We start from the raw sequence: 19,653 nt of genomic DNA on the forward strand, positions 1-19,653 counted from the left end.
AGTGGTTTTACGTTAATCAGACTTGGTGTATCGAGATGAGATCTACGACAGGGTGGTCGGCATTACTACTTGGAAGGAACGGATTGCGATCTGCGGCCTTGGCGGGCGGCGTTGCGCTGCACGCAATCAACGTCTATCTGGTGACGACGATTTTGCCCTCCGTGGTTGCGGACATCGGCGGCCTCGACTATTACGCCTGGAACACCACGTTGTTCGTGGTGGCCTCCATCATCGGCTCCGTACTGTCGACCAAATGCCTGACCGGCTTGGGCGCGCGGGGCGCCTACGTCTGGGCGGGGGTGATCTTCGCTACCGGCAGCGCGGTGTGCAGTCTGTCGCCGAACATGGCGGTCATGATCCTGGGCCGAACGATTCAAGGGCTGGGTGGGGGGCTTTTGTTCGCATTGCCCTACGCCATGATTCGGTTGGTGTTCGCCGAGCCTTTGTGGCCGCGGGCCATGGCGCTGATCTCTGGCATGTGGGGGGCGGCAACGCTGATCGGGCCGGCAGTGGGTGGCGTTTTCGCTGAGTACGACGCCTGGCGCGCAGCTTTCTGGGCTCTCATCCCGGTCACCGTATTATTCATGTTGCTGGCCTGGGCACTGCTGCCGAAGAAAAGCACCGAGGCTCCACGCCGTATGGGTGTCCCGCTGGCGCAACTGGTGCTTTTGAGTGGCGTCGTATTGGCAATATCCGTCGGCAGTATCAAGCCGGACGCGGTCTATAGCGTCCTGGGCCTGGCGGTCGGCCTTTTACTGTTGTACTGCGTATACCGGGTGGAAGTCCGTTCAACGTTGCGGTTATTACCCAAGGGCGCGCTGACTGCCCGCAATGCGCTGCTGCCGTTGTATTTCTCCATGGGTTTGATGGTGGTCGGAATGACCAGCGAAGTCTTCGTGCCGTACTTTCTGCAAGTGCTGCACCTGCAAACACCGCTGCTGGCGGGTTACATCAGTGCGTTGATGGCGGCAGGCTGGACCTTGGGAGCACTGTACAGCTCTGGGCTCAAGCCCAACCCAGCGATCCGCGCAATTGGCATTGCGCCGTTCTTCATTGTCGGCGGGTTGATCCTGGCGTTTATCTTCGTACCGCGGTTCGGACCGTCAATCATCAATGTCGTGGGGGTGTGTGCCGGGATGTTGGTGATCGGTACCGGGATCGGGCTGGCATGGCCGCACTTGCTGACGCGCGTACTTGAGAGTGTGTCCGAAGATGAGAAGGAGCTGGCGGGGGCGTCGATCACCACCGTGCAACTGATCGCGACAGCCATTGGCGCGGCATTAGCCGGCATGATCGTCAATCTGGGTGGGTTCTCTTCACCCGGTGGTGTCGTCGGTGCATCGAGCGCTGCAGCGTGGCTCTTTGGTGTGTACGCGGCGCTGTCGGTATTGATCTTCTTCACCGTCAGGCCGGTCACTCGAAAAAAAGCCGAGCAACCGACGTTTGACCCTGCATGATCTCGAAGGGAAGCCGACGATGAATCTACTGTCCGTTTTGCCGCAGCGCGCCACTGAGTTTCTGACTGACCCCGATGTTGAGAAACAGGTGGGAGATCTCGAGATAAAAGTGCTGGGCGGGCGTCCCATCGGGATTATCAACAACCAGTTCATCGATTTGATGAGTGCGATTGCAGGACCGGGCGCAGTCCTGATCAATGGAGAACCCACCGACATCCGTCGCGAAAACCTTTGCCGTTTGAGCTATGGGTTGGGCACCGGTGGGGAACTGGCCTATGTACCGATTCAAGCGGGTGATTGCCACCTGGCGCTGAGCGATCACTCACCGCGCAAGCCTGCTTCACCTGCTTCATACGAAAATGAGGCCATCCGTATCAACCGGGAGAGCCCCTACGGTTACTTGCCGCTAGGCCATACCGCACACGTGCCGAATGTGTCCTTGGACTCCATTGATAATGCTTCAACATTATTGACGCTGTCGCACTGGCCTTCCAACAAGACACCTGCGTCCTACAAAGCCAATCTGTCAACGCAAAGTGTTTTCAGTTTTCTCAAGCAAAACGATAACGTCGAAGGCGCCAAGATCGTCACCAGCGACCACTTTGACCTGGATGGGCTGGCCTCGATTTATGCTTTTCTATCGCCGTCCCATGCGATGCGGCATCAGCAACTGTTGATCGACATCGCCAGGCTGGGTGACTTTTCGCGGGGGATATCAGCCCAAGCATTAAAAGCCGCCTTTGCATTCAATAGCTTGGCGGCACAGGTGAAACTGCCAGGAACGATCGATACTGACACCGCGTTGTTGCATCGTTACAGAGCGGTTTTACCCATTGTCGAGCAGGTCCTGGACCACACCGAGCGTTACGAGCCTTGTTATCTAGAGGGGATGGATCATCTTGCGCGCAGCGAGCGATTGTTGAGCCATCCGGACATGATGCTGGTGGAGTACCCGGAGATCGACCTGGCGGTTTTCCATCTTCCAACAGAGATCAATCACGCGCCATTGAACCATCGGCGACCTTACTTGGGATTGTCGAATATTGCGTTTCACAACAGAACACGATGTGGCGTCGTCGCGATTGTTCACGGCGCTGTCCTCGAAGTTCGCCAGCGTTACGAGAGTTGGGTCGAACGCATCTCGGGTATACCACGGGCACGCAGAGATCTGTCGATCTTTGCTCGGGCACTGCAGCAGGATGAGAAAGAAGAGGGTGTGTGGCGCTACGGCGGCGTTGAAAACATCATGCCGGCCTTGAAATACGAGGGATCAGGTTCGAGTGGCTATTCGATGGAAACACTGCTGGTGGAACTCCGGCAGTTTTTGAAGGTAGCTCCCGTAGCCTGGAGAGGATCACACTCAGCGAAGTGATCTTGTCAAAACTGCGGCTTAGAGAGGTCATGGGGAGGACAGGCGTAATACGTGATTTAACATAATATACATTATGCGTAATATCGTATTACTTAATCAGGGGCAGTGCCCATCAGATTTCAACAGGCAAAACCCCTATCTCACTCAAACCTGAGCAAAGCCTCCATCGACAAACATCTCACTGCCGGTCATGAAGCTGCTCTCATCCGATGCCAGGAACAACGCTGCCGCTGCAACTTCCTCGGGCTTGCCAATTCGGCTCAACGGAACCTGCGCGGTCATGTCGTCGATGATTGCGTCTTTCTGGCCTGTACCTGAAAGCGCCAGGTCCAAGCCCGGTGTCGAGATCGGCCCTGGTGAAAGTACGTTGACGCGAATGCCCGTACCTTTCAGATCCAGCGCCCAGCTCCTGGCGAAATTGCGCAGCGCCGCTTTGGTGGCGCTGTACACGCTGAATGCCGGTGTGCCCATGGTGCCTGTGGTCGAACCTGTGAGGATCACCGAGCTGCCGGCGCTCATCAGTGGCAAGGCTTTTTGTACGGTGAACAGCGTGCCTTTGACGTTGATGCCGAAGGTACGGTCAAACGATTCCTCGGTGATCGAGCCGATCGGCTGGAAATCCCCCAGGCCTGCATTGGCAAACAGCACGTCGACCCGGCCTTTGGCGGCTTTGACTTGGGTGAACACACGATCGAGGTCGTCCAGTTTTGAAATGTCGCCTTGTATGGCGATGGCTTCAGGGCCAATCAGTTGCAGCGCCTTGTCCAGTTCCTCCTGTCGACGGCCTACAATGACGACTTGAGCGCCTTCCGCCGCGAAGCGAATGGCGGTTGCCAGGCCGATGCCGCTGTTGCCACCGGTAATGACTGCGATTTTTCCGTTGAGCCTGTTCATGGTGAACTCCAGTGAATAAGGTTGAGGCCCAACTGTAGATCTACGCTATTCTCTTGAATAGTATGCACCTTTTAGTAAGTACCCTACGTGGAGTCAGCTCGATCATGGCCAACAACTCATTCAATTGCGGGCTCGAGGCCGCCCTGGCGGTGATCGGTGGTAAATGGAAGCCGCTGGTGCTGTTCAACCTGGCGCAAAATGTTCATCGATATGGCGAATTAAGACGCGCGATTGGCGGCGTGACCGATAAGGTGCTGATCCAACAACTCAAGGAATTGGAGCGCGACGAAATCATCTCCCGCGTGGATTTCCAGGAGATACCGCCCAAGGTCGAGTACTCGCTGACACCGTTCGGGCGGTCCTTGGCGACGGCGTTGGGCGGGCTGTGCCAATGGGGGACGGAGCATATGCAAACCGTTGAGCGTATCGCTGAGCGGCGTACGACCACCCTCTCCCAGCCTTGATCCCCTGCTCTGATGGCCAACTCAACTAAATGACTATTTAGTTGAGTTATAACTGACTTCCTGCAGTTTTTGCCCTTCCACAATCTTCATCAGGCATTGGATCGTATGGCTGTCCGGCGGTTGGGACAGGGATGCATAACGGGCTCCTTCTGAACTGCCGGTCATGTCGAACGTCAAAATTGGCTCAGGGCAGTCATAAGCCAGTAAATGTCGAACCAACGGATGGTCTTTGCAAAACGCGTTGAACTGAACCGGTGCGGTAGCTATCAGCGTCCGATTGGCGATGATCAAGTCGAATGCCTCGACAGCATGGTTCAACACAGAGAACGCCTCATTGGCAGATCCCATGATTACCACACGGTAATAGCCAAGGAAATTGAGCATTTTTTCGATGCTTCTGCGCCTTTGATAATCACGTTCAAGAATCATAATTCGCAGCCTTTTATTAGTCATCGGCCCTTATCTCCCATATATAGCAAGCGTAACAAATGGCGTACGCGCCTCTCACACTTGAACACGCCCGAACCTACTGATAACTCATGGTAAATGTAGCCATTGCGTCAGCGCTCCCGGCTTGGACATCACCAGTACTCACATACTCAATGGTAAAGGGAACTGATAGCGCTCCCCCCCCCGTCACGGCGCCCACACTGATCTGGTTGACATTGCCTGCGACAGATGAATCAGGGCCGTAGAGAACAGGTGATGAGTTGTAACGTATCCGATAACCGATCCCCTTTGCGTTGGACCCTGGCGCCAATGACAATATATCTGAGTTGTTACCTCTATTAATGGAATCGGTGAATGTCACATTCAACTTCACTGCGGCGCTGCAATTTAATCCTATTGTGAACGGTACGCGACCAAACGTTGACCCAACACTATGAAAATCTGAAGTTGAAGCAATAGGCATAGAAATATTCACGTTCGGGTTCGTTATTTCACAGGTGCTTGCAACGATTGATGCGTTATTGTTTATGAGGGAAAGTTGCGCAGTCATCGCTTCCCCATAATATTCTGCTCCCAGCACGGCAGGAAGGTTCAGCTGCCCGCTTTTGATAGGCCCAAGATAAATCAACTGCACTCGACCATCGCCGGACTGTGGTCCGTAAGATACGGCGCGGGCGTACGCAGTCGATGCGGGGTAAGTCAACACCCTGGCCAACTCATTGACGTAAGCACGAACACCAACGCCTTGCACGCCCGTTTGATATACGTTCGGAAAGCTGGTGGGCAGTAGAGGTGATAGCGACCACTTCACATGGTTCGGCGCATAACAGTGACTCCTTGGTTTAGTGGTCCCTGTGATCCATTGGCTGTCCCACAATACGTCGCCTGGAGAATGCCTGGCATTGACAGGAATAGACAGATTATCCGGCAATGTAACGTTTATGTACGAAGTGCCGTTCAACGTTATGCAACGAGCGAAGGCTGGTTGAGTTGATAAGACGATTAAACACAACCCGCTCATGCTAAACAGCAGTGTACGGCTGTAAAGGCGAGCGGACACTATTAAAGATATCCGATAACCAAATTTAACAAACCACATGGCTGTCTCTCCACTTCACGACCGCAACACCCACATCATCAGGCAGGGGGTTGAAGTTTCTATGTTTGAAACTTACTTAAGGATGCAGCTACTTTGCCGTGACGAAAGGTGCATCCTGTAGCGGCAGGCACGGCGCAATAAAGTACTCGAAACGAGTTTGCTCAGTTCGCGTATTCTCAGTGCTTAATGAATAATTAATTTGGCACTGCTGTTCAGAAGGCTCGCCCCATTTGATAATGAGTACGCCTTTATCCGCTAGACCACGCGCCATTAACTTTCCGCCCTGCCCTACATGACCAACGTTAGCCCCCAGATCTGTCTTCACTTCAGTCCCGAAAGGTACTGTTAAGCCTGAAGGGAATTGCATTTCAATGATCGCCGCACGCCCGCTGACCGTTTCAAACTTTTTCATCAATACAGCACCCGCCGTAGGAATCAACTCTTGACTTGTTGACTTTAACTCGACACTCGATGCAGTACCCTTGGGATCGATATCGACCCTGTTTCGACGATAGGGTGACAAGTAAGGCACCACGGCGTAACCTCGGCCATCGACTTTTACGCCATTTTGCGAAGTGATTGCAGCCCCCTTTGCACCGGGTGCTTCGATAACAGCAAATGTATCACTCACCGGCTGACCTAATGTAATGCCACCTGGGTGCGCTACGACCGACCCGTTAATCCCCAGAGAAGTTTGGTGATAATCTTCCCCGCTGCCAAACGCCGCGTTAAGTATGCCGCTTGAGCCACGGTAACTTCCATACACACTGCCAGACTTTCCAGTGGCACTCGTGCCCCAGGTATATTGATTATTGTCTCCCGCCGAACCATTTAGGGCCCCTCGTACGCCAGTGTCTTTATCACTGAAACGTGTGTTGGCCGATGCATTTGTACGTCCTCCAATCGGGACGGAAATTGATGCATAGATCTGATCATCGCTCCTCCCCGTCTGGTCCGTAGAACGCATCGCAGACACCGAATAGCTTACATTCCTAAATGCCCCGTTATAACCGACCTGATATTGTACTGAAGGCTTTGAATGCCCCCAGTAATTACGGTGAATCCCGGTCATAAAGACCGAGCCCTTGCTCCCAAGGGATTGATTCAATGTGATCTGCATGCTACTACGTTGCCGCATTAATTGTGCCTCCCGAGTCTTGAGATCACGGTAAAAAAAGCCATTACTTTCGAGTCGATCCGTCTTTCTAGAAAGATGCCGATCTTCATTCATCGCTAACACGGCATCCGACAGATTGTAAAAACCTTTGGTGGAGTACCGGTAAGCAGCAATTGACACGGTACTTCCCGTTTTAGGCAATGTTTTACTGAATGACACGCGTGCACTCTGCCCTGTTCTGGTTGCACGTCCACCAGAAGTAACCGAAGGCAGGTAGGTTGTTGCATGCGTTACATCAAAACCAAAGGCTCCAATAGCGGTATTCATCGCAGTACCTACCATCGGTGCGTAATAATTGTCTGTCGCCTGCAAGCCGGTATAAGCCGTATAAGTGTTGTTCAATCCGTGCTCATACGTAACTTGCCCGACAGGCTGGTCGGACCGGGTTTCGAACCCATCGCGGTATTGGCCGATTGCCATGCTGTAGCGATAGGCGCCGGGACGCAACAGGCGGACAACTGAAGAGTACGGCACTAAAAACTCGCGAATCTCCCCATTAGCCTCGGTCACTTTTACATTTAAATCTCCACCGTATCCAGAGGGAAGCAAGTCCTTGATTTCGAATGGCCCAGGGGTGACATTGGTTTCGTATACGGTATAGCCGTTTTGGCTGATAGTAACTTTGGCATTGCTATTTGCCTGCCCTCGTACCACCGGCGCATACCCGCTCAGTGAGTCTGGTAACATGCGGTCATCACTGGCAAGTTGCAGTCCACGAAAGGTGAAAGAGTCAAATAGGCTACCGTTGGTCGACGAGTCGCCTAAAGTTAATTGTGAACTCAGCCTCTGCAGATCGCGCTGGGCATAGAGCTGACGGTTTTGCCAGTGATTGTCGTCTTCATTCCAATCATACGAGGATATGGAACGCAGACGCCATTCACCCACGTTGAGACCCGCCGTGAGACCAAGGTAGTGTTGTGTACCTCCTTCCTGGACATTACTGTCGAAACTGCTGTAACTGTAGTTAAGTATGCCGGCAGTAACTCCGTCATCCCATTGGGAGGGGTCAACATACCCCTGCACACTCCGGCGCACATAGGCTTGCGGAACACTGACATTCAAACGTTGCTCGGCATCGTCGTAGTACACAGCGGCGAACTCAATTGCGGTCGTCAGATCAATACAGGCTGTCTGCCCTCCTGACGCCACGCCATGTAATTTCTGAAGATCCACACCAGCACGGTCTAGCACTTTCGCAGTCAAACACGGTTGTGCACTTTCTTTGTCTGGCATTGCGCGAAACTCAATCTCAGTGCGACCGATTGAAGTATCATTCATGACCACCTGAAGAAGGTACACACCCGGAGCCACAATATTGCCGCGGGAAAACTTTTCAAGCTCACTGAGCTTTACGCCACCCTGTAAAAAAGACGATTCGAACTCATAGCGATCTTCTGCACTTGCATATTGCCCAACGGCAATCGAAAGCGCCAAAAAGCTTAAGTTGAATACGTTACGAAACCGCCTCCGAGAATGTGGCAAACACGAAACTCTATTCATAGAAATCCTGAAATAGCTGTAGCGCTTTAACCAGAAGTTAAACAGTCGTTATTGGGGGTGTGGATCACGGCGATATAGACGTTATAGCTCCAACGGGCTTGATGTTTCCCGGATGGCCCCATAATCATCGACAGATGATATTTTCACCGTGGTGCCCGCAACGGGAGGCACGCTTATTTTAAATTTCAACGACGCCTGGGGGGCGATCATCCCATCCCCCACACGTTGGGAGCGCCCTGCCCCCTCCAATAACACCTCACTCATAGACACGTAGTAAGGTGTTGGATTAAAGCCGATCAACGAGAAGTGTCCATCCTCTTTGACGATCGACCAGTTCAGCTCAGCAGGCGCACCGATTGAAGTTCCCTCTAGCCCTTCAGGCCGGAAAAATACTTTTATTCGTGTGCGAAGTGCGACCTGTACGTAGTTTTCACCTTCTTTTGATTTGTGTTTTGGCGGTATTTCCAAAACATTTAAAAAGTAGACCGTTTCGCGATCTTTACGCACACCTTCTCCGGTGTATATTAAACGTAGTGTTTGACCCTGCCCCGGTTCCACCCTGGTCATCGTGGGCGTCAACATAAAAGGTACTTTAATCAAGCTGGGGTCTTTATTGATCTCCCCTCTATCTAGCCAAGACTGCACAACAACAGGCGTTGCGCCATTATTGGTTAGTTTCACGCTCGTTTCAGCGGCGTCTGACTCGTAAATGACTCTCGTATTGCTTAGCACGATCGCTGCGTGTACCGGCATCGCTATAGCTGAACTGACCAGTAGCACCCCGCAGAATAATAAGTGGCTCACCGCTTTCTTCATCACACCTCCTGAAACAGTGAAAAAAACAGGAGGGATATCCCTCCTGTGCCGACTGTTACGGGTAGATGATGCTATACGTTACGGTGCTGTTTGCTGTGCCCGGAGTTGCTGCTCCCGTTGCGTAGTAACCCACGAGGTAATCCAGAGTGGCAGCACCGCTCTCGATGGTAATGCCCTGGATCGTGCTGCTATCCCCTATCTTGATGACAGAGTTGTCAGGATTACGTAGTTGTAGGTCTACGTTGGACGCAGCGTCGGCGGTGGCGAGCACTTTCAGCCTTCCGGTAGCAATATCAGTTGTTGCGCCAGCCTCAAAACCAGCCTTCACAATGCCAGAGGCTGTACAATCACTCAGCCTGATGCTGAATGGTTTGAACCCCGCAGTTTGGCCTGCCGAATTTAACGTATTGGTACCGGTTCGATCCAGATTAACAGTGATATTACCCCCGGCGCTATTACCCGTGACGTTGCATGTATTACCTGTCACTGATCCATTGATGGTAATCGTTCCGTCTGAAGCAATTGCTGAGTTTGCGGCCAGTGCGGAAGCAAACAACGCAAACACCAGAGACCCAAGATTCTTTTTCATGCATTAAACTCCGAAAACAATGAATATTATCTTTCTCATGACAATTGTTTCTGCAGAAGCCGGCTAAGATTTAACAAGACTGCCTCTGCCGCCCCACAGTAACCCTGCTGTGACATGCGCACACTAGGACTGGTCTTAATTTTGCACTGGCGTCATATTGTGTAACGAGAAAAATACATTATTTGTCGAAATATTGACTGGGCATTCAGTAATACGTTTGACGGGGCGCCACCACTAATAATTCTCCATTAATGCAATGCACTAACCTGCATTTAAAGTTGCCCTACTCCCTGGCTCAAAATCCCCAGTGGATTATCAATGATATAACGCCAGATACCGTCATTGCGACGACACAAAACATCGGTTGCAGTCCCTCCTATATCGATTTCTATCCCGTCCTTGGCGGTACCACGAAGGCGCCAATCAGAAATTTGCAATGCTATATCACCTGATACAACCAAATGTCGCCTGGTAGAGTGTATCGGAAGCCCAAGACTGAAAAACCTCTTCAGCTCCATGGCGATTGCATCTTTACCACTGTGAACCCTTCCCGTTGCATCCACCATGACGCTATCGGTATGAAATAACTCCAAAGCCGTTTCGATATCAAGTGAGGTAAAACTTGCTGCAGCCACGGAAAAAAAAGCTTCCGCCGTTCTTGCATGTTCAATTTTTTTCAGCATATTTCTTTCCTGTTATCCGGTTCGTGTAAGGTCTTTGAAGTAAGCTACTCTAAAGTCTTCATGATCTTGAACAGACCATTGTTGGACGTTATCCCGAGCTTGCGAAACGCAGTGCCTTTCTGCGTGCTGATGGTCTTGATGCTTCGGTTGAACTTCTCGGCTATCTCCGTGATCGTCATACCGTCCAGATAACACCGGATCACCTCCTGCTCACGCGCTGACAGCGCCGCAAGCTGCAGATCGTTGCCGCTGGTGAGTTGGAGTGCTTCTTCATTAAGCTGGATCGCGTCGGCCACTTTGTAAGAAACTTCTGCGCTCAGGTAGACAGCCCCAGAGGCAACCATACGGATCGCTTTGGCGAGCCCCGACAGGTCCTCATCCTTGCCGATGAATCCACGTGCCCCAACCCGAAGCGACAGCGACACGGTGGCCGAATCGTGGTGGGTTGACAGCACCAGTATCCGGCAGGCGGGGAAGCGCGCACGCAAGGCGCGGATCAGCGAGACGCCATCGAGTTCATCGCGGCCTAGAACGAAATCCAGCAACAGCACATCGGCGGGCGCCGCAGACATGCCTCGCATCAGCTCGCGGCTGTTTTTATAGATCCCAACCAGCGTTATACCGGGGGCGTCGCCGAGGTGACTGACAAGGCCTTGACGAACAACTGCATGGTCGTCGAGTAATGCAACACGTATAGGTTTCATGGCGGTCAGGCGGCACTCGGTATGGATCATTCGGTTCACGGATTGAATCTTCAGAATAGTCGGTACTGGTGTCTGGTCGAGAATTCTCTTGGTATGAGTACCGCGCTCATATGATGAACATGCGCAAATTTTTGCCGTGCGTTATCGCACCACAAGGCTGAGAAAATCATCCCGTTCCAATGGATACGCCAGTGCGAATCCTTGCCCGGTGCTACAACCCAGGCGGTTGAGCAGTTCAATGCTGGCTGGGTCCTCAATACCTCCAGTCACCAGGTTCAGATTAAAAAGACGAGCAAGGTTGACGATGCCGGAGATGATCTCGCTCGATTGTGGCGATTGTCCCACGGCCCTGACTAACTCCCCGTCGATCTTCATTTCATCGAACGGTATCTGCGCCAGCAGCGCCAGGGTTGCCGCACCGACCGTGAAGTCGTCGAGGGAAATCAGGAAGCCCTTAGTCCGTAGAGCCATGACCGATGCCGACAGCGCCAACTGGTTGTCCGGGGTCATTTGCTCGGTCAGCTCGAGCTTCAATCGCCGTGTAGGCAGCCCGGCCTTGTGCATCTTGGCTGCCAGCCGGGTCGCTAGCCCGGCAGCGCATAGCGTGCGGGCCGAAGCGTTAACGGCTATGGGAATGTCGATGCCTTGACGATCAAGTACGCAGAGGATCTCGATCACCGTTTTCTCGATGTAACTGAACAGCAGCAGGTCCAACCCGAGCCGATCAACCATGGGGATCAGGATCGACAGTGGTATCTCGCCGTAGTGCGGATGCCGCCAGCGTATCAGGGCTTCGGCACCGACTACCCGGCGGCTTGCCAAGTCATACTGCGGCTGCAGCACCACGCGAAGATTGTCCCCCGTGGTCATCACTGACACGACATCATCTTCGCTGAGCATGATCTCTAACCTGTCCGATTGAGACAGGAGGGGCAACGGGTATTCGGTCCTGGCAAGCCTTTCGAGCAGTTGCTGAAAGTGAGCGGGATGATTCTCGGCGACGATATCGAGCCGGATGCCCGAGGCCCTCGTCAGATTGGCATGTGAAGCCAACGCGGTTCTTGAAATACCATTGATCATATCCACCTTGCCCTGCCCAACACCTCTGACCAGCGCACTTGTATCGCCCGACGTACCGGCGGGTATCGTCCAGACAATATGCGGAGGTCTGCACAGCCGCCCAGAGGCGTTAAGTTCGCTGACCCAACATGGCAGCATCAAACTGTCGGCATGATTGGCGTGAATTTCGGCCATAACGATATCGACAGGTTGCTCGCTCAGGCGCGCCAGCAGGATATTCAATGACTTAACGTGCTCGATATGGAACAGATCACTGTCACTGAGTCGCTCAAACATTCGGCGCTTGTAGTGCTCATCGTTGCTTAGTACGACCAGGCTGGCTCGGGAAGCTGGCACTGGAGTGAAGGGCGAGGTTTCCAACTTGAAGGTCGCTTGATAATTGCTGGGGTGATGTATTAGGCAACACACCCGCATCGCGCTCCATAGGACTGCTCCTAAAAATCCATGCATTCAATGTTCTGAGTTTTCGTGAAGTACGGACGATACTTGATCGAGTGGCTTGAGCGAGGTAGTCCCGTGTGCTACTACGGAAATGGAACCACCAACAGGTTAATCGATAGCGCCAGGGCTATCCGATCAATAAGCGTGAAATCACCCGCTGCGTTCAAGGAGATGTGACGTTGAGAGAAATCGCAGAAAAACGCTGTCATGGCACAAATGCAATTTCCGACGTTGAGCGTTTCGGGCTCAAGCATGCGTTGATCGCTCTATGAATTGGAGAGCGACACTTTGGCCAGTGGTGTTATTAACCTGGATGCCTTCCGCGCTTTCCCAGCCACTGGATCTTACCGAGGAAGAGCGCACCTGGATTGCCGCGCACCCTACAGTCCATGTGGCAATAGAGCCTGACTGGAAGCCGATGCAGTATGTAGAGGACGGCCGTGTCATGGGGCTGACATCCGAGTACATCGACTATATCGAGCACAGCACGGGGCTTCGCTTTAAGCCCGTCCCCGACACCGGAGTCGGGCAGGAGAGAATAGCGAAATTTCAACGGGGTGAGGTGGATGTACTTCCCGGGGTCATACAAATGTTTGCGCCGCAATCCATTATTGATGCCGCCCTTTTCACCAACGCTTATTACACGGGCGCGACGATAGTCGTCACGCGCAAGGACAGTCGTGCAGTGTTCGATCTACACCGATTGGATGGGCGTGTTGCTGCTCTCAAGAAGGACAGTTCATATGAGAGCGCCATCAGAGCGCTGTATCCCAATGTTAAAATCCTTGGGACAAAAACGCCTGAAGAGTCGCTGATTGCCGTTCTTGAAGGGCGGGCCGACGCGGCGATAGACGTCGCACCTGCACTGCTGCCCTTTTTGCGCCGTAAGTATGATGAAGAGTTGTATGTCTCTGGTGGGATCTCCCGTTTGCCGATGGAGCTTTCCATGGCTGTACGACGCGATCTGCCGATCTTGCACCGTATTCTTGACAAGGCACTGGCATCCCTCACGGCTGACCAGATTGACGAAATGGTCCAACGCCAACTCGAGTCGGCCACGTATGGCAGGCCGTCGTTGGACGTGCTGTTGCGCTATTACGGCCTGCAAATGGCGCTGGTCTTGAGTGGGTTGTTATTGATCGCCGGATTTGCGATTCACGCCCGGCAACAGCGGCGTTTGGCGATACGCAGCGAGAAAGAGAAAACCATGTTTCTGGCCGTGCTCAGCCACGAAATTCGCTCGCCGATGAACGCCATTCTCGCCTCCATGGAATTGCTGATGCAGCGTACTGAGCTGCCAGATGAATCTCATCGTTTGCTTGCAGTGGCGTCCAGCGGTGCAGAAAACTTGCTGTACCTGTTGGATGAGGTTCTGGACATCTCCAAACTCGAAGCTGGGCGACTACAACTGGACCTAGGCCCGGTCGATATTATGGAGCTGACCCGTTCCGTAGTAGATCTGCTGGCGCTCAATGCAAAAGATGGGGTTGAACTGGAACTGATACAAGAACACCCCATCGAGCCCCATCTCATGCTGGATAGGTTTCGAGTCGAACAGGTTTTGCATAACCTCATCTCGAATGCCATCAAGTTCACATCTGAAGGTGGCGTGACGATCAGTATTCGGCTGGATCCCAGCCCCCTCCCCCTCACCAAGCATCAGTTGCACATCCGCATAGTGGATACGGGCATCGGCATAGACTCCACCTCTCTTGAACGACTTTTCCGTCCCTACGCCCAGGCCTCGGCGAACACTGCACGAAAATTTGGCGGTACCGGGCTTGGCTTGACGATCTGCCGGCAGTTGCTGGAGTTGATGGGCGGTTCAATAGAACTGCTAAGCGAACCTGGCAAGGGCACTCTCGCCTCAGTACGGTTGCCTTGTGATACCTACATTGCCCCTGCGCATCTGCAAGAACAGGCCCTGTCCAGGCAGCTATTCGATGTGGCAGCGACAGAGCATCCACCCCGAGTCTTGTTGGTAGAGGATACACCCGCCAATCAGGCTGTCCTCCAGGCTCAGCTCAACGTTCTGGGCTGCCGCTCGACACTTGCACCGGATGGTGACAAGGCCTTGTCTGCACTCGAGCAGAGCACTTATGACATCGTACTGTTGGACTGTGATCTACCGGGTATTTCCGGCTATGAGGTGGCCCGCCAGTGGCGAGCGACAGAGTCCTCATGCAGTCTTTTCCCCACGCCACTCGTGGCTATCTCCGCCTCTAGCGATGAGGCGCACACCACTGCCTGCTTCGAGGCAGGCATGGACGGTGTCTTGAAGAAACCCATCAAGCTCGGCAAGTTGAGAGATGCATTGCAGCTCTGGACGGATATGCCTTTAGCTCACACCGACGAGGAGGCTACGTTCGTTACGAATGATCGAGCGGCGATTGCGGACCTGTGGAACGATCTTCATGCACTGCGGGCCGCTGTTGAAATGGCGGACATGGAAGATGCGGCTCATTGGGCTCACCGATTGTTTGGTGCCTTCGCGGTATTGGAGCAATCGGATATGGCGTCGCTGGCTCAATCAATGGAGGCCCGCTTCAAGGCTGGGCCATACAGTTCTGCACAGGCCGATTTGCGCCAGTTAGAGCAGTTGTTAACACAATATGCGTCAGACAGAAGTTCACCATGAGAAGCTGATGGCTCCCTGTTAATCCCATTCCGATAGTCGCTTCCCTATTCGCCCACCCCGAAAATTAGGAGTACTCCTATTTAACGTTTTGGTACGCGAACCTACAGTGTGGCGCATTCGCTGCACAGCATGCCTAAAAGACTCGGTCGCTACGCACGAATGTTTGGAGATCTCAAACCAAAACTCAAACTTAGTGGATCCGTAAAAATGAGCTTCTTGAAAAAACATGTATTTGCACCTTTCGTCTTTACCGCTGCTGTGCTTTCCGCCCAGTCTGTAATCGCTGATCCTGTCAGCCATACAATTTTGCTGGAAACCACTGTACCTGAAGCCGATTTCTACGTGCTGCCCACCGACTCGACCTGGATCGGAAACACTCAAGTACTGCCCTATAACATGGCCACCGGCACTATCAACTCACTGAGTAAATCATTTGATTACAAACATTCGGCCGGCGCCATCAGCGGCACCCTGCTTTCAACCCCCGTGATTACCAGCGACAGCGACAGCATCAAGCTTGATGTCACGTTCAACGCAGTGAAACTCAGCACCACAGGCGAGCAAGTTGTCACCGCTGTCGCGGCTGCTACAGGCGGTTCTACCAGCTTGGTGATTGAGCCGATCAAACCTGCTACCGGTTATAAGCCAGGAAAATATACCGGTAACGTTCAAGTTTCTTTTGACGCGGTAGTCACGCCATAAAGTACGTGACTCCTTACTTGCTGAAGCCTCGGCTTCAGCAAGTAGGTAAATCATCCAGTTTTCCCCATCATCGTTAAGATTTTTCGGCAATAACTCATTGGCCGCCGGAAAGTCCTTTTGTTCACCCTCCGGTCTCCTGCCATGTTTCGGCTTGCCATCTTGCCTTCTACGATTGCATTAGTTTCCTGCATGGCATCACCTGCCTACTCAATTGCCGCCCCTTCAACGCACCTCAGCCTCCTGGCTCAGGCAGAAGGGTTGCCCCACGAATTTAACGAGCACTTCTTCGACGTTCCCTTAGCGGTGCGCGTGACGCTTGATAACCGTGTATTGGGAGAAGCGATGATCGTCTTGTCTCGCGACGAACGTGTCACCTTGTTGGAGTTCAACGACACCCACGACAGTAGTATTGCTGCTGCCGAACGTGACAACTGGCAAGCGATACTGCAAAAAGGGGTTGCCATTGGACCCTGTAAAACGCAATGCGATGAAGGCTTGATGGCGGTCTATTACAGCCTGGAAAACTCCGAGCTTTCTTTGCTGAGTGCAAACGCCGAGCGTGCGTCCCCTTCGACCGAACACTACGCGCAGCCCGCAGGTGGCAGTACCGGTCTTTCGTTGCGTAATCAACTGAACCTCTCCGGCGGGCAGGAACAGGATCTTTCCGCGCGCTATGACCTGCAAGCCATCGCCAGTCTGGGCAACTGGACCCAGACGTTCAGGGGCCAGTTGACCAAAGACGGAGGCCCTGAAGACGCTGTTCAACATGCGGTTTACGAACTGCATAGCCAGAAAGAATGGGAGGATAACTTCCTGCGAATGGGTTACTTCACGCCGGACTCCGTCGGATTGAGCCGCCAACCACGCTCTTTTGGCAACACACCCGATACTGCATTGGGTGTCATGCTCGGCAGTTCCGACAGCCTGGCCACGGATGGGGCGAAACCTTCGGTATACCCGATGTATGTCACCGCCAACCGCGAGGCGGTTGTCGAAATCTACCGTAATGGCAGCCTGATCAATACCCAGCACGTGTCACCGGGGCTGCAAGCCCTGGATACACGTCCCTTGCCTTCGGGGGTTTACGAGGTTGAGGTGCGTCTAATCGAAGATGGTACTGAAACTTCGCGCACCGACGAGCTGGTGTACAAACCCAACAACTGGAACAACCCGAATCAGCGCTGGCGCTATAACACCTTTTTCGGCCACGAAAGCCGGTTACTAAGCAGTTGGGATAAACAGGACGATGAAGGGGTTACGGCGGGCGCCGCAGTCAACTATCTGCTGCATCCCCGCGCGATAGTCGGCCTCTCGGCACGTCAGGTGAAAGATCAAAGCCAGCTAGGCACGTCCGTTGACCTGAGCCTGAGCAATCAGTCGAGCCTGTATACCAGTGTCTATCAAGCTCAGCACCGGGGCGTGGGCGTGGACGTGCAAGCCCTTCATAACTACGGCTCAGGCAGTGTGGTCTTGAGCCACAACCGTAGTTGGCTGGACACCCGCGACACCTGGGAAACGCTGTTGGACGGGAGCCGCGTAAAGCAGCGCGCCCCTTACAACGGCACTATCAGCAATTCCTCACTGGGCGTTAGCCATCGGATTAATCCGCAAAACAGCCTCAATGCCCGCCTGTCTCACAGCGAAGGGCCACTCGAAGGCTTCGGACTTAACCTCGGCTGGATACGCGACGCCAAGCTGTTTGGACATGACACCCACTGGCACTTGTCCGTGTTTGACCGGCCAGCCTCTGCCAGTAGTGGGAACCAGCGCAACCGTGGTGTTGATCTAAGCCTCAGCATGGCCCTGGGAAACGCCGGCAAACGCGTGACAGCCAGTGTCGGCTCTCGCACCTCACGCGACGGGCGTACGGATCGAAATGCCAGCATGGGCTACCAGCAAGACATCGAGTCCGGGCCATTGCGCAGCTTCAACACCGCGGTACAGAGCGACACCTACGGAATGGGATTGACAGGGTCGGCACTGTTTGAGACCGATGTGGTGACAGGGGATGTACAGCTACAACGCTCGTCCTATAACCAGAATCTTTACGCCAGCATGAACCTGAACAGCCACCTGATCGTCGGGGACAGTCAAGTCGCACTGACCGGTCAGCATCTCGGCAGTGAGGCCAGCATGATCGTCGACGTTGAATCCGACGTCGATGCCATCCAATTGCGCGCCGATGACCTGAGCGGCACCAGCGTCATACTCAAGCCTGGGCGCAATGTAGTGCCAGTCGCTGCGTACAAAGCAGGCAACGTACAGTTCGATTTTCAGGGCACCGATGCACCGGCGGCAACCATTCAACCGCCACGTGCTCGTTATCACTTGAACAAAGGCGGCGTGGCGTACCAGAAGGTGTACATCATGAGGACCTTCACCGTCTTCGGGCGGCTGATCGATGCTCAAGGGCACCCCATGAAAGGCCATCATTTGGTGAACCATGCCAGTCGTGGGGTGACCGAACCGGACGGATTCTTCTCCATGGAACTGAACGCACGCGCGCCGACGCTTGAAGTGATTCGCGATGAGCACGTTGTCTGTCGGTTTGCACTTGATCCGAACATTTTGCCGGTCGAAGGCGATGTGCTGATGGTCGGTGATCTGACCTGCATCGAAAGCAGCGCAGACGAACTGTTGGCCAGAGACTGAGCCTTCGGCGTTACGAACCTTTCAAGTCAACAGGCAATTTTTCACCCACCTAACTGTCATGCGACGGTCCTCAGACGAGCGATGTCCTTGACCAGGATTCCCTATGAACAGATTGATATCCGCCGTGATCCTCGGCCTGTGTGCAAGCGCTGCCCATGCCGGCCCAAGCATTAACATTGGCACCATCTACGACTATATGGACGGTGACAAAAGTACTTATTTGAAGCGCATCTACAACGGCGGGGACGTCACGGCTTTTGTCCGGGTCAATATTCTTGAAATGACCTTCGACGCGAACGGCAATGCCACAGAAACGCCCCTTGATTCGCAGGGCGCAGACGCCTCACAACGCAAGGGGCTGGTAGCCAGCCCTGCACGGCTGATCATCCCTGGCAAAGGCATGCAGGCGATACGCATGCTTCACATGGGAGATCGCGAACGTGAACGCTACTACCGCGTAAGGTTTATCCCCGTCGTGCCAGAGAAAGCTGACCAGTTCAAGGTCTCCGAAGCGGAGCGGGAAGCGTACAAAGAAACGATGTCTGCCGGTGTCAACATCATGGCCGGTTATGGTGCGGTGTTCTTTGTTCGGCCGAAAAACACCCGTTTCGACACGAAAATTCAGGAGAGCCCAACTGAGTACAGCGTGAAGAACGCAGGTAATAGCACTGTGGTGCTGGATGAATTCAAGGATTGCTCGGCCAAAAAGACAAGCGACTGTAAGGACACACGAAAACTTCATGTACGACCCGGGACAATGTTCAGTTTCGTCAAAGTGCCTGGGCGTAGTTATCAATTCAAATTGGTGGAAGGCAGTACCCTCAAAGCAATACAGGTAAAACCATGATCCCCCATAAATCCCATCGACCGCACTGAGACGTTAAAGCATATGCAATCACGATCTGTATGGCTGCCGTTCACTCTACTGTTTTCAA

16 protein-coding genes are annotated in these 19,653 nt (G+C 53.4%); 7 read left to right on the forward strand and 9 right to left on the reverse strand.

Annotated features, from left to right (window positions below; all coding sequences use genetic code 11):
* The first annotated feature begins 35 nt into the window (after positions 1-35).
* Positions 36-1,457: an MFS transporter gene (locus tag CI807_RS22325; protein WP_095016255.1), complete on the forward strand. Its 1,422-nt coding sequence runs from the start codon at positions 36-38 to the stop codon at positions 1,455-1,457.
* Between the two features lie 19 nt (positions 1,458-1,476).
* A complete protein-coding gene (locus tag CI807_RS22330) occupies positions 1,477-2,829 on the forward strand; it encodes a DUF6687 family protein (RefSeq protein ID WP_095016256.1) in 1,353 nt (450 codons plus the stop codon).
* Positions 2,830-2,973: 144 nt separating this feature from the next.
* Here CI807_RS22330 and CI807_RS22335 read toward each other — a convergent pair whose 3' ends face one another.
* A complete protein-coding gene (locus CI807_RS22335) occupies positions 2,974-3,723 on the reverse strand; it encodes an SDR family NAD(P)-dependent oxidoreductase (protein WP_095016257.1) in 750 nt (249 codons plus the stop codon).
* A gap of 104 nt (positions 3,724-3,827) precedes the next feature.
* Here CI807_RS22335 and CI807_RS22340 point away from each other — a divergent pair, with 104 nt between their 5' ends.
* Positions 3,828-4,187, forward strand: a complete 360-nt coding sequence (locus CI807_RS22340; RefSeq protein WP_095016258.1) for a helix-turn-helix domain-containing protein — start codon at positions 3,828-3,830, stop codon at positions 4,185-4,187.
* 33 nt (positions 4,188-4,220) lie between these two features.
* On the opposite strand, the gene CI807_RS22345 is transcribed toward CI807_RS22340, so the two are convergent.
* The 8 genes from CI807_RS22345 to CI807_RS22380 form a co-directional block, all read right to left on the reverse strand.
* On the reverse strand, positions 4,221-4,616 hold the full coding sequence (locus CI807_RS22345) for a hypothetical protein (protein ID WP_095016259.1): 396 nt from the start codon (positions 4,614-4,616) through the stop codon (positions 4,221-4,223).
* Positions 4,617-4,713: 97 nt separating this feature from the next.
* On the reverse strand, positions 4,714-5,736 hold the full coding sequence (locus CI807_RS22350) for a fimbrial protein (protein WP_095016260.1): 1,023 nt from the start codon (positions 5,734-5,736) through the stop codon (positions 4,714-4,716).
* A gap of 88 nt (positions 5,737-5,824) precedes the next feature.
* The gene (locus tag CI807_RS22355; RefSeq protein WP_095016261.1) at positions 5,825-8,413 is read right to left on the reverse strand and encodes a fimbria/pilus outer membrane usher protein; all 2,589 of its coding nucleotides are present in this window, start codon (positions 8,411-8,413) and stop codon (positions 5,825-5,827) included.
* Positions 8,414-8,494: 81 nt separating this feature from the next.
* Complete coding sequence (locus CI807_RS22360) at positions 8,495-9,229, reverse strand: molecular chaperone (protein WP_095016262.1); 735 nt, start codon at positions 9,227-9,229, stop codon at positions 8,495-8,497.
* A gap of 55 nt (positions 9,230-9,284) precedes the next feature.
* Positions 9,285-9,818 (reverse strand): fimbrial protein, encoded by a 534-nt coding sequence (locus CI807_RS22365; RefSeq protein ID WP_095016263.1) that lies wholly within the window; start codon positions 9,816-9,818, stop codon positions 9,285-9,287.
* 272 nt (positions 9,819-10,090) lie between these two features.
* A complete protein-coding gene (locus CI807_RS22370) occupies positions 10,091-10,501 on the reverse strand; it encodes a nuclear transport factor 2 family protein (protein ID WP_095016264.1) in 411 nt (136 codons plus the stop codon).
* A gap of 44 nt (positions 10,502-10,545) precedes the next feature.
* Positions 10,546-11,235, reverse strand: a complete 690-nt coding sequence (locus CI807_RS22375) for a response regulator transcription factor (protein ID WP_256578793.1) — start codon at positions 11,233-11,235, stop codon at positions 10,546-10,548.
* Positions 11,236-11,346: 111 nt separating this feature from the next.
* Positions 11,347-12,561: an EAL domain-containing protein gene (locus tag CI807_RS22380; protein WP_157742071.1), complete on the reverse strand. Its 1,215-nt coding sequence runs from the start codon at positions 12,559-12,561 to the stop codon at positions 11,347-11,349.
* Positions 12,562-13,039: 478 nt separating this feature from the next.
* Between CI807_RS22380 and CI807_RS22385 the strand changes: the two genes are divergently transcribed.
* The 4 genes from CI807_RS22385 (at position 13,040) to CI807_RS22400 (ending at position 19,565) form a co-directional block, all read left to right on the forward strand.
* On the forward strand, positions 13,040-15,364 hold the full coding sequence (locus CI807_RS22385; protein ID WP_177409596.1) for an ATP-binding protein: 2,325 nt from the start codon (positions 13,040-13,042) through the stop codon (positions 15,362-15,364).
* A gap of 207 nt (positions 15,365-15,571) precedes the next feature.
* The gene (locus CI807_RS22390) at positions 15,572-16,066 is read left to right on the forward strand and encodes a CS1 type fimbrial major subunit (protein WP_095016267.1); all 495 of its coding nucleotides are present in this window, start codon (positions 15,572-15,574) and stop codon (positions 16,064-16,066) included.
* Between the two features lie 141 nt (positions 16,067-16,207).
* Positions 16,208-18,718: a TcfC E-set like domain-containing protein gene (locus CI807_RS22395; RefSeq protein WP_095016268.1), complete on the forward strand. Its 2,511-nt coding sequence runs from the start codon at positions 16,208-16,210 to the stop codon at positions 18,716-18,718.
* A 103-nt stretch (positions 18,719-18,821) separates the two neighbouring features.
* Positions 18,822-19,565: a pilus assembly protein gene (locus CI807_RS22400; RefSeq protein WP_095016269.1), complete on the forward strand. Its 744-nt coding sequence runs from the start codon at positions 18,822-18,824 to the stop codon at positions 19,563-19,565.
* Positions 19,566-19,653: the final 88 nt, after the last annotated feature.

Source organism: Pseudomonas sp. NS1(2017), assembly GCF_002269425.1.
Classification (GTDB): domain Bacteria; phylum Pseudomonadota; class Gammaproteobacteria; order Pseudomonadales; family Pseudomonadaceae; genus Aquipseudomonas; species Aquipseudomonas reactans.

Excerpts from the sequence above, each read along its gene's own strand:
- CI807_RS22385 (WP_177409596.1), top strand. The coding sequence starts at position 13,040 with ATGCCTTCCGCGCTTTCCCAGCCACTGGATCTTACCGAGGAAGAGCGC.
- CI807_RS22390 (WP_095016267.1), top strand. The coding sequence starts at position 15,572 with ATGAGCTTCTTGAAAAAACATGTATTTGCACCTTTCGTCTTTACCGCT.
- CI807_RS22380 (WP_157742071.1), bottom strand. The coding sequence starts at position 12,561 with ATGTTTGAGCGACTCAGTGACAGTGATCTGTTCCATATCGAGCACGTT.
- CI807_RS22345 (WP_095016259.1), bottom strand. The coding sequence starts at position 4,616 with ATGATTCTTGAACGTGATTATCAAAGGCGCAGAAGCATCGAAAAAATG.
- CI807_RS22325 (WP_095016255.1), top strand. The coding sequence starts at position 36 with ATGAGATCTACGACAGGGTGGTCGGCATTACTACTTGGAAGGAACGGA.
- CI807_RS22335 (WP_095016257.1), bottom strand. The coding sequence starts at position 3,723 with ATGAACAGGCTCAACGGAAAAATCGCAGTCATTACCGGTGGCAACAGC.
- CI807_RS22360 (WP_095016262.1), bottom strand. The coding sequence starts at position 9,229 with ATGAAGAAAGCGGTGAGCCACTTATTATTCTGCGGGGTGCTACTGGTC.
- CI807_RS22375 (WP_256578793.1), bottom strand. The coding sequence starts at position 11,235 with ATGATCCATACCGAGTGCCGCCTGACCGCCATGAAACCTATACGTGTT.
- CI807_RS22370 (WP_095016264.1), bottom strand. The coding sequence starts at position 10,501 with ATGCTGAAAAAAATTGAACATGCAAGAACGGCGGAAGCTTTTTTTTCC.
- CI807_RS22400 (WP_095016269.1), top strand. The coding sequence starts at position 18,822 with ATGAACAGATTGATATCCGCCGTGATCCTCGGCCTGTGTGCAAGCGCT.
- CI807_RS22365 (WP_095016263.1), bottom strand. The coding sequence starts at position 9,818 with ATGAAAAAGAATCTTGGGTCTCTGGTGTTTGCGTTGTTTGCTTCCGCA.
- CI807_RS22330 (WP_095016256.1), top strand. The coding sequence starts at position 1,477 with ATGAATCTACTGTCCGTTTTGCCGCAGCGCGCCACTGAGTTTCTGACT.
- CI807_RS22350 (WP_095016260.1), bottom strand. The coding sequence starts at position 5,736 with ATGTGGTTTGTTAAATTTGGTTATCGGATATCTTTAATAGTGTCCGCT.
- CI807_RS22340 (WP_095016258.1), top strand. The coding sequence starts at position 3,828 with ATGGCCAACAACTCATTCAATTGCGGGCTCGAGGCCGCCCTGGCGGTG.
- CI807_RS22395 (WP_095016268.1), top strand. The coding sequence starts at position 16,208 with ATGTTTCGGCTTGCCATCTTGCCTTCTACGATTGCATTAGTTTCCTGC.
- CI807_RS22355 (WP_095016261.1), bottom strand. The coding sequence starts at position 8,413 with ATGAATAGAGTTTCGTGTTTGCCACATTCTCGGAGGCGGTTTCGTAAC.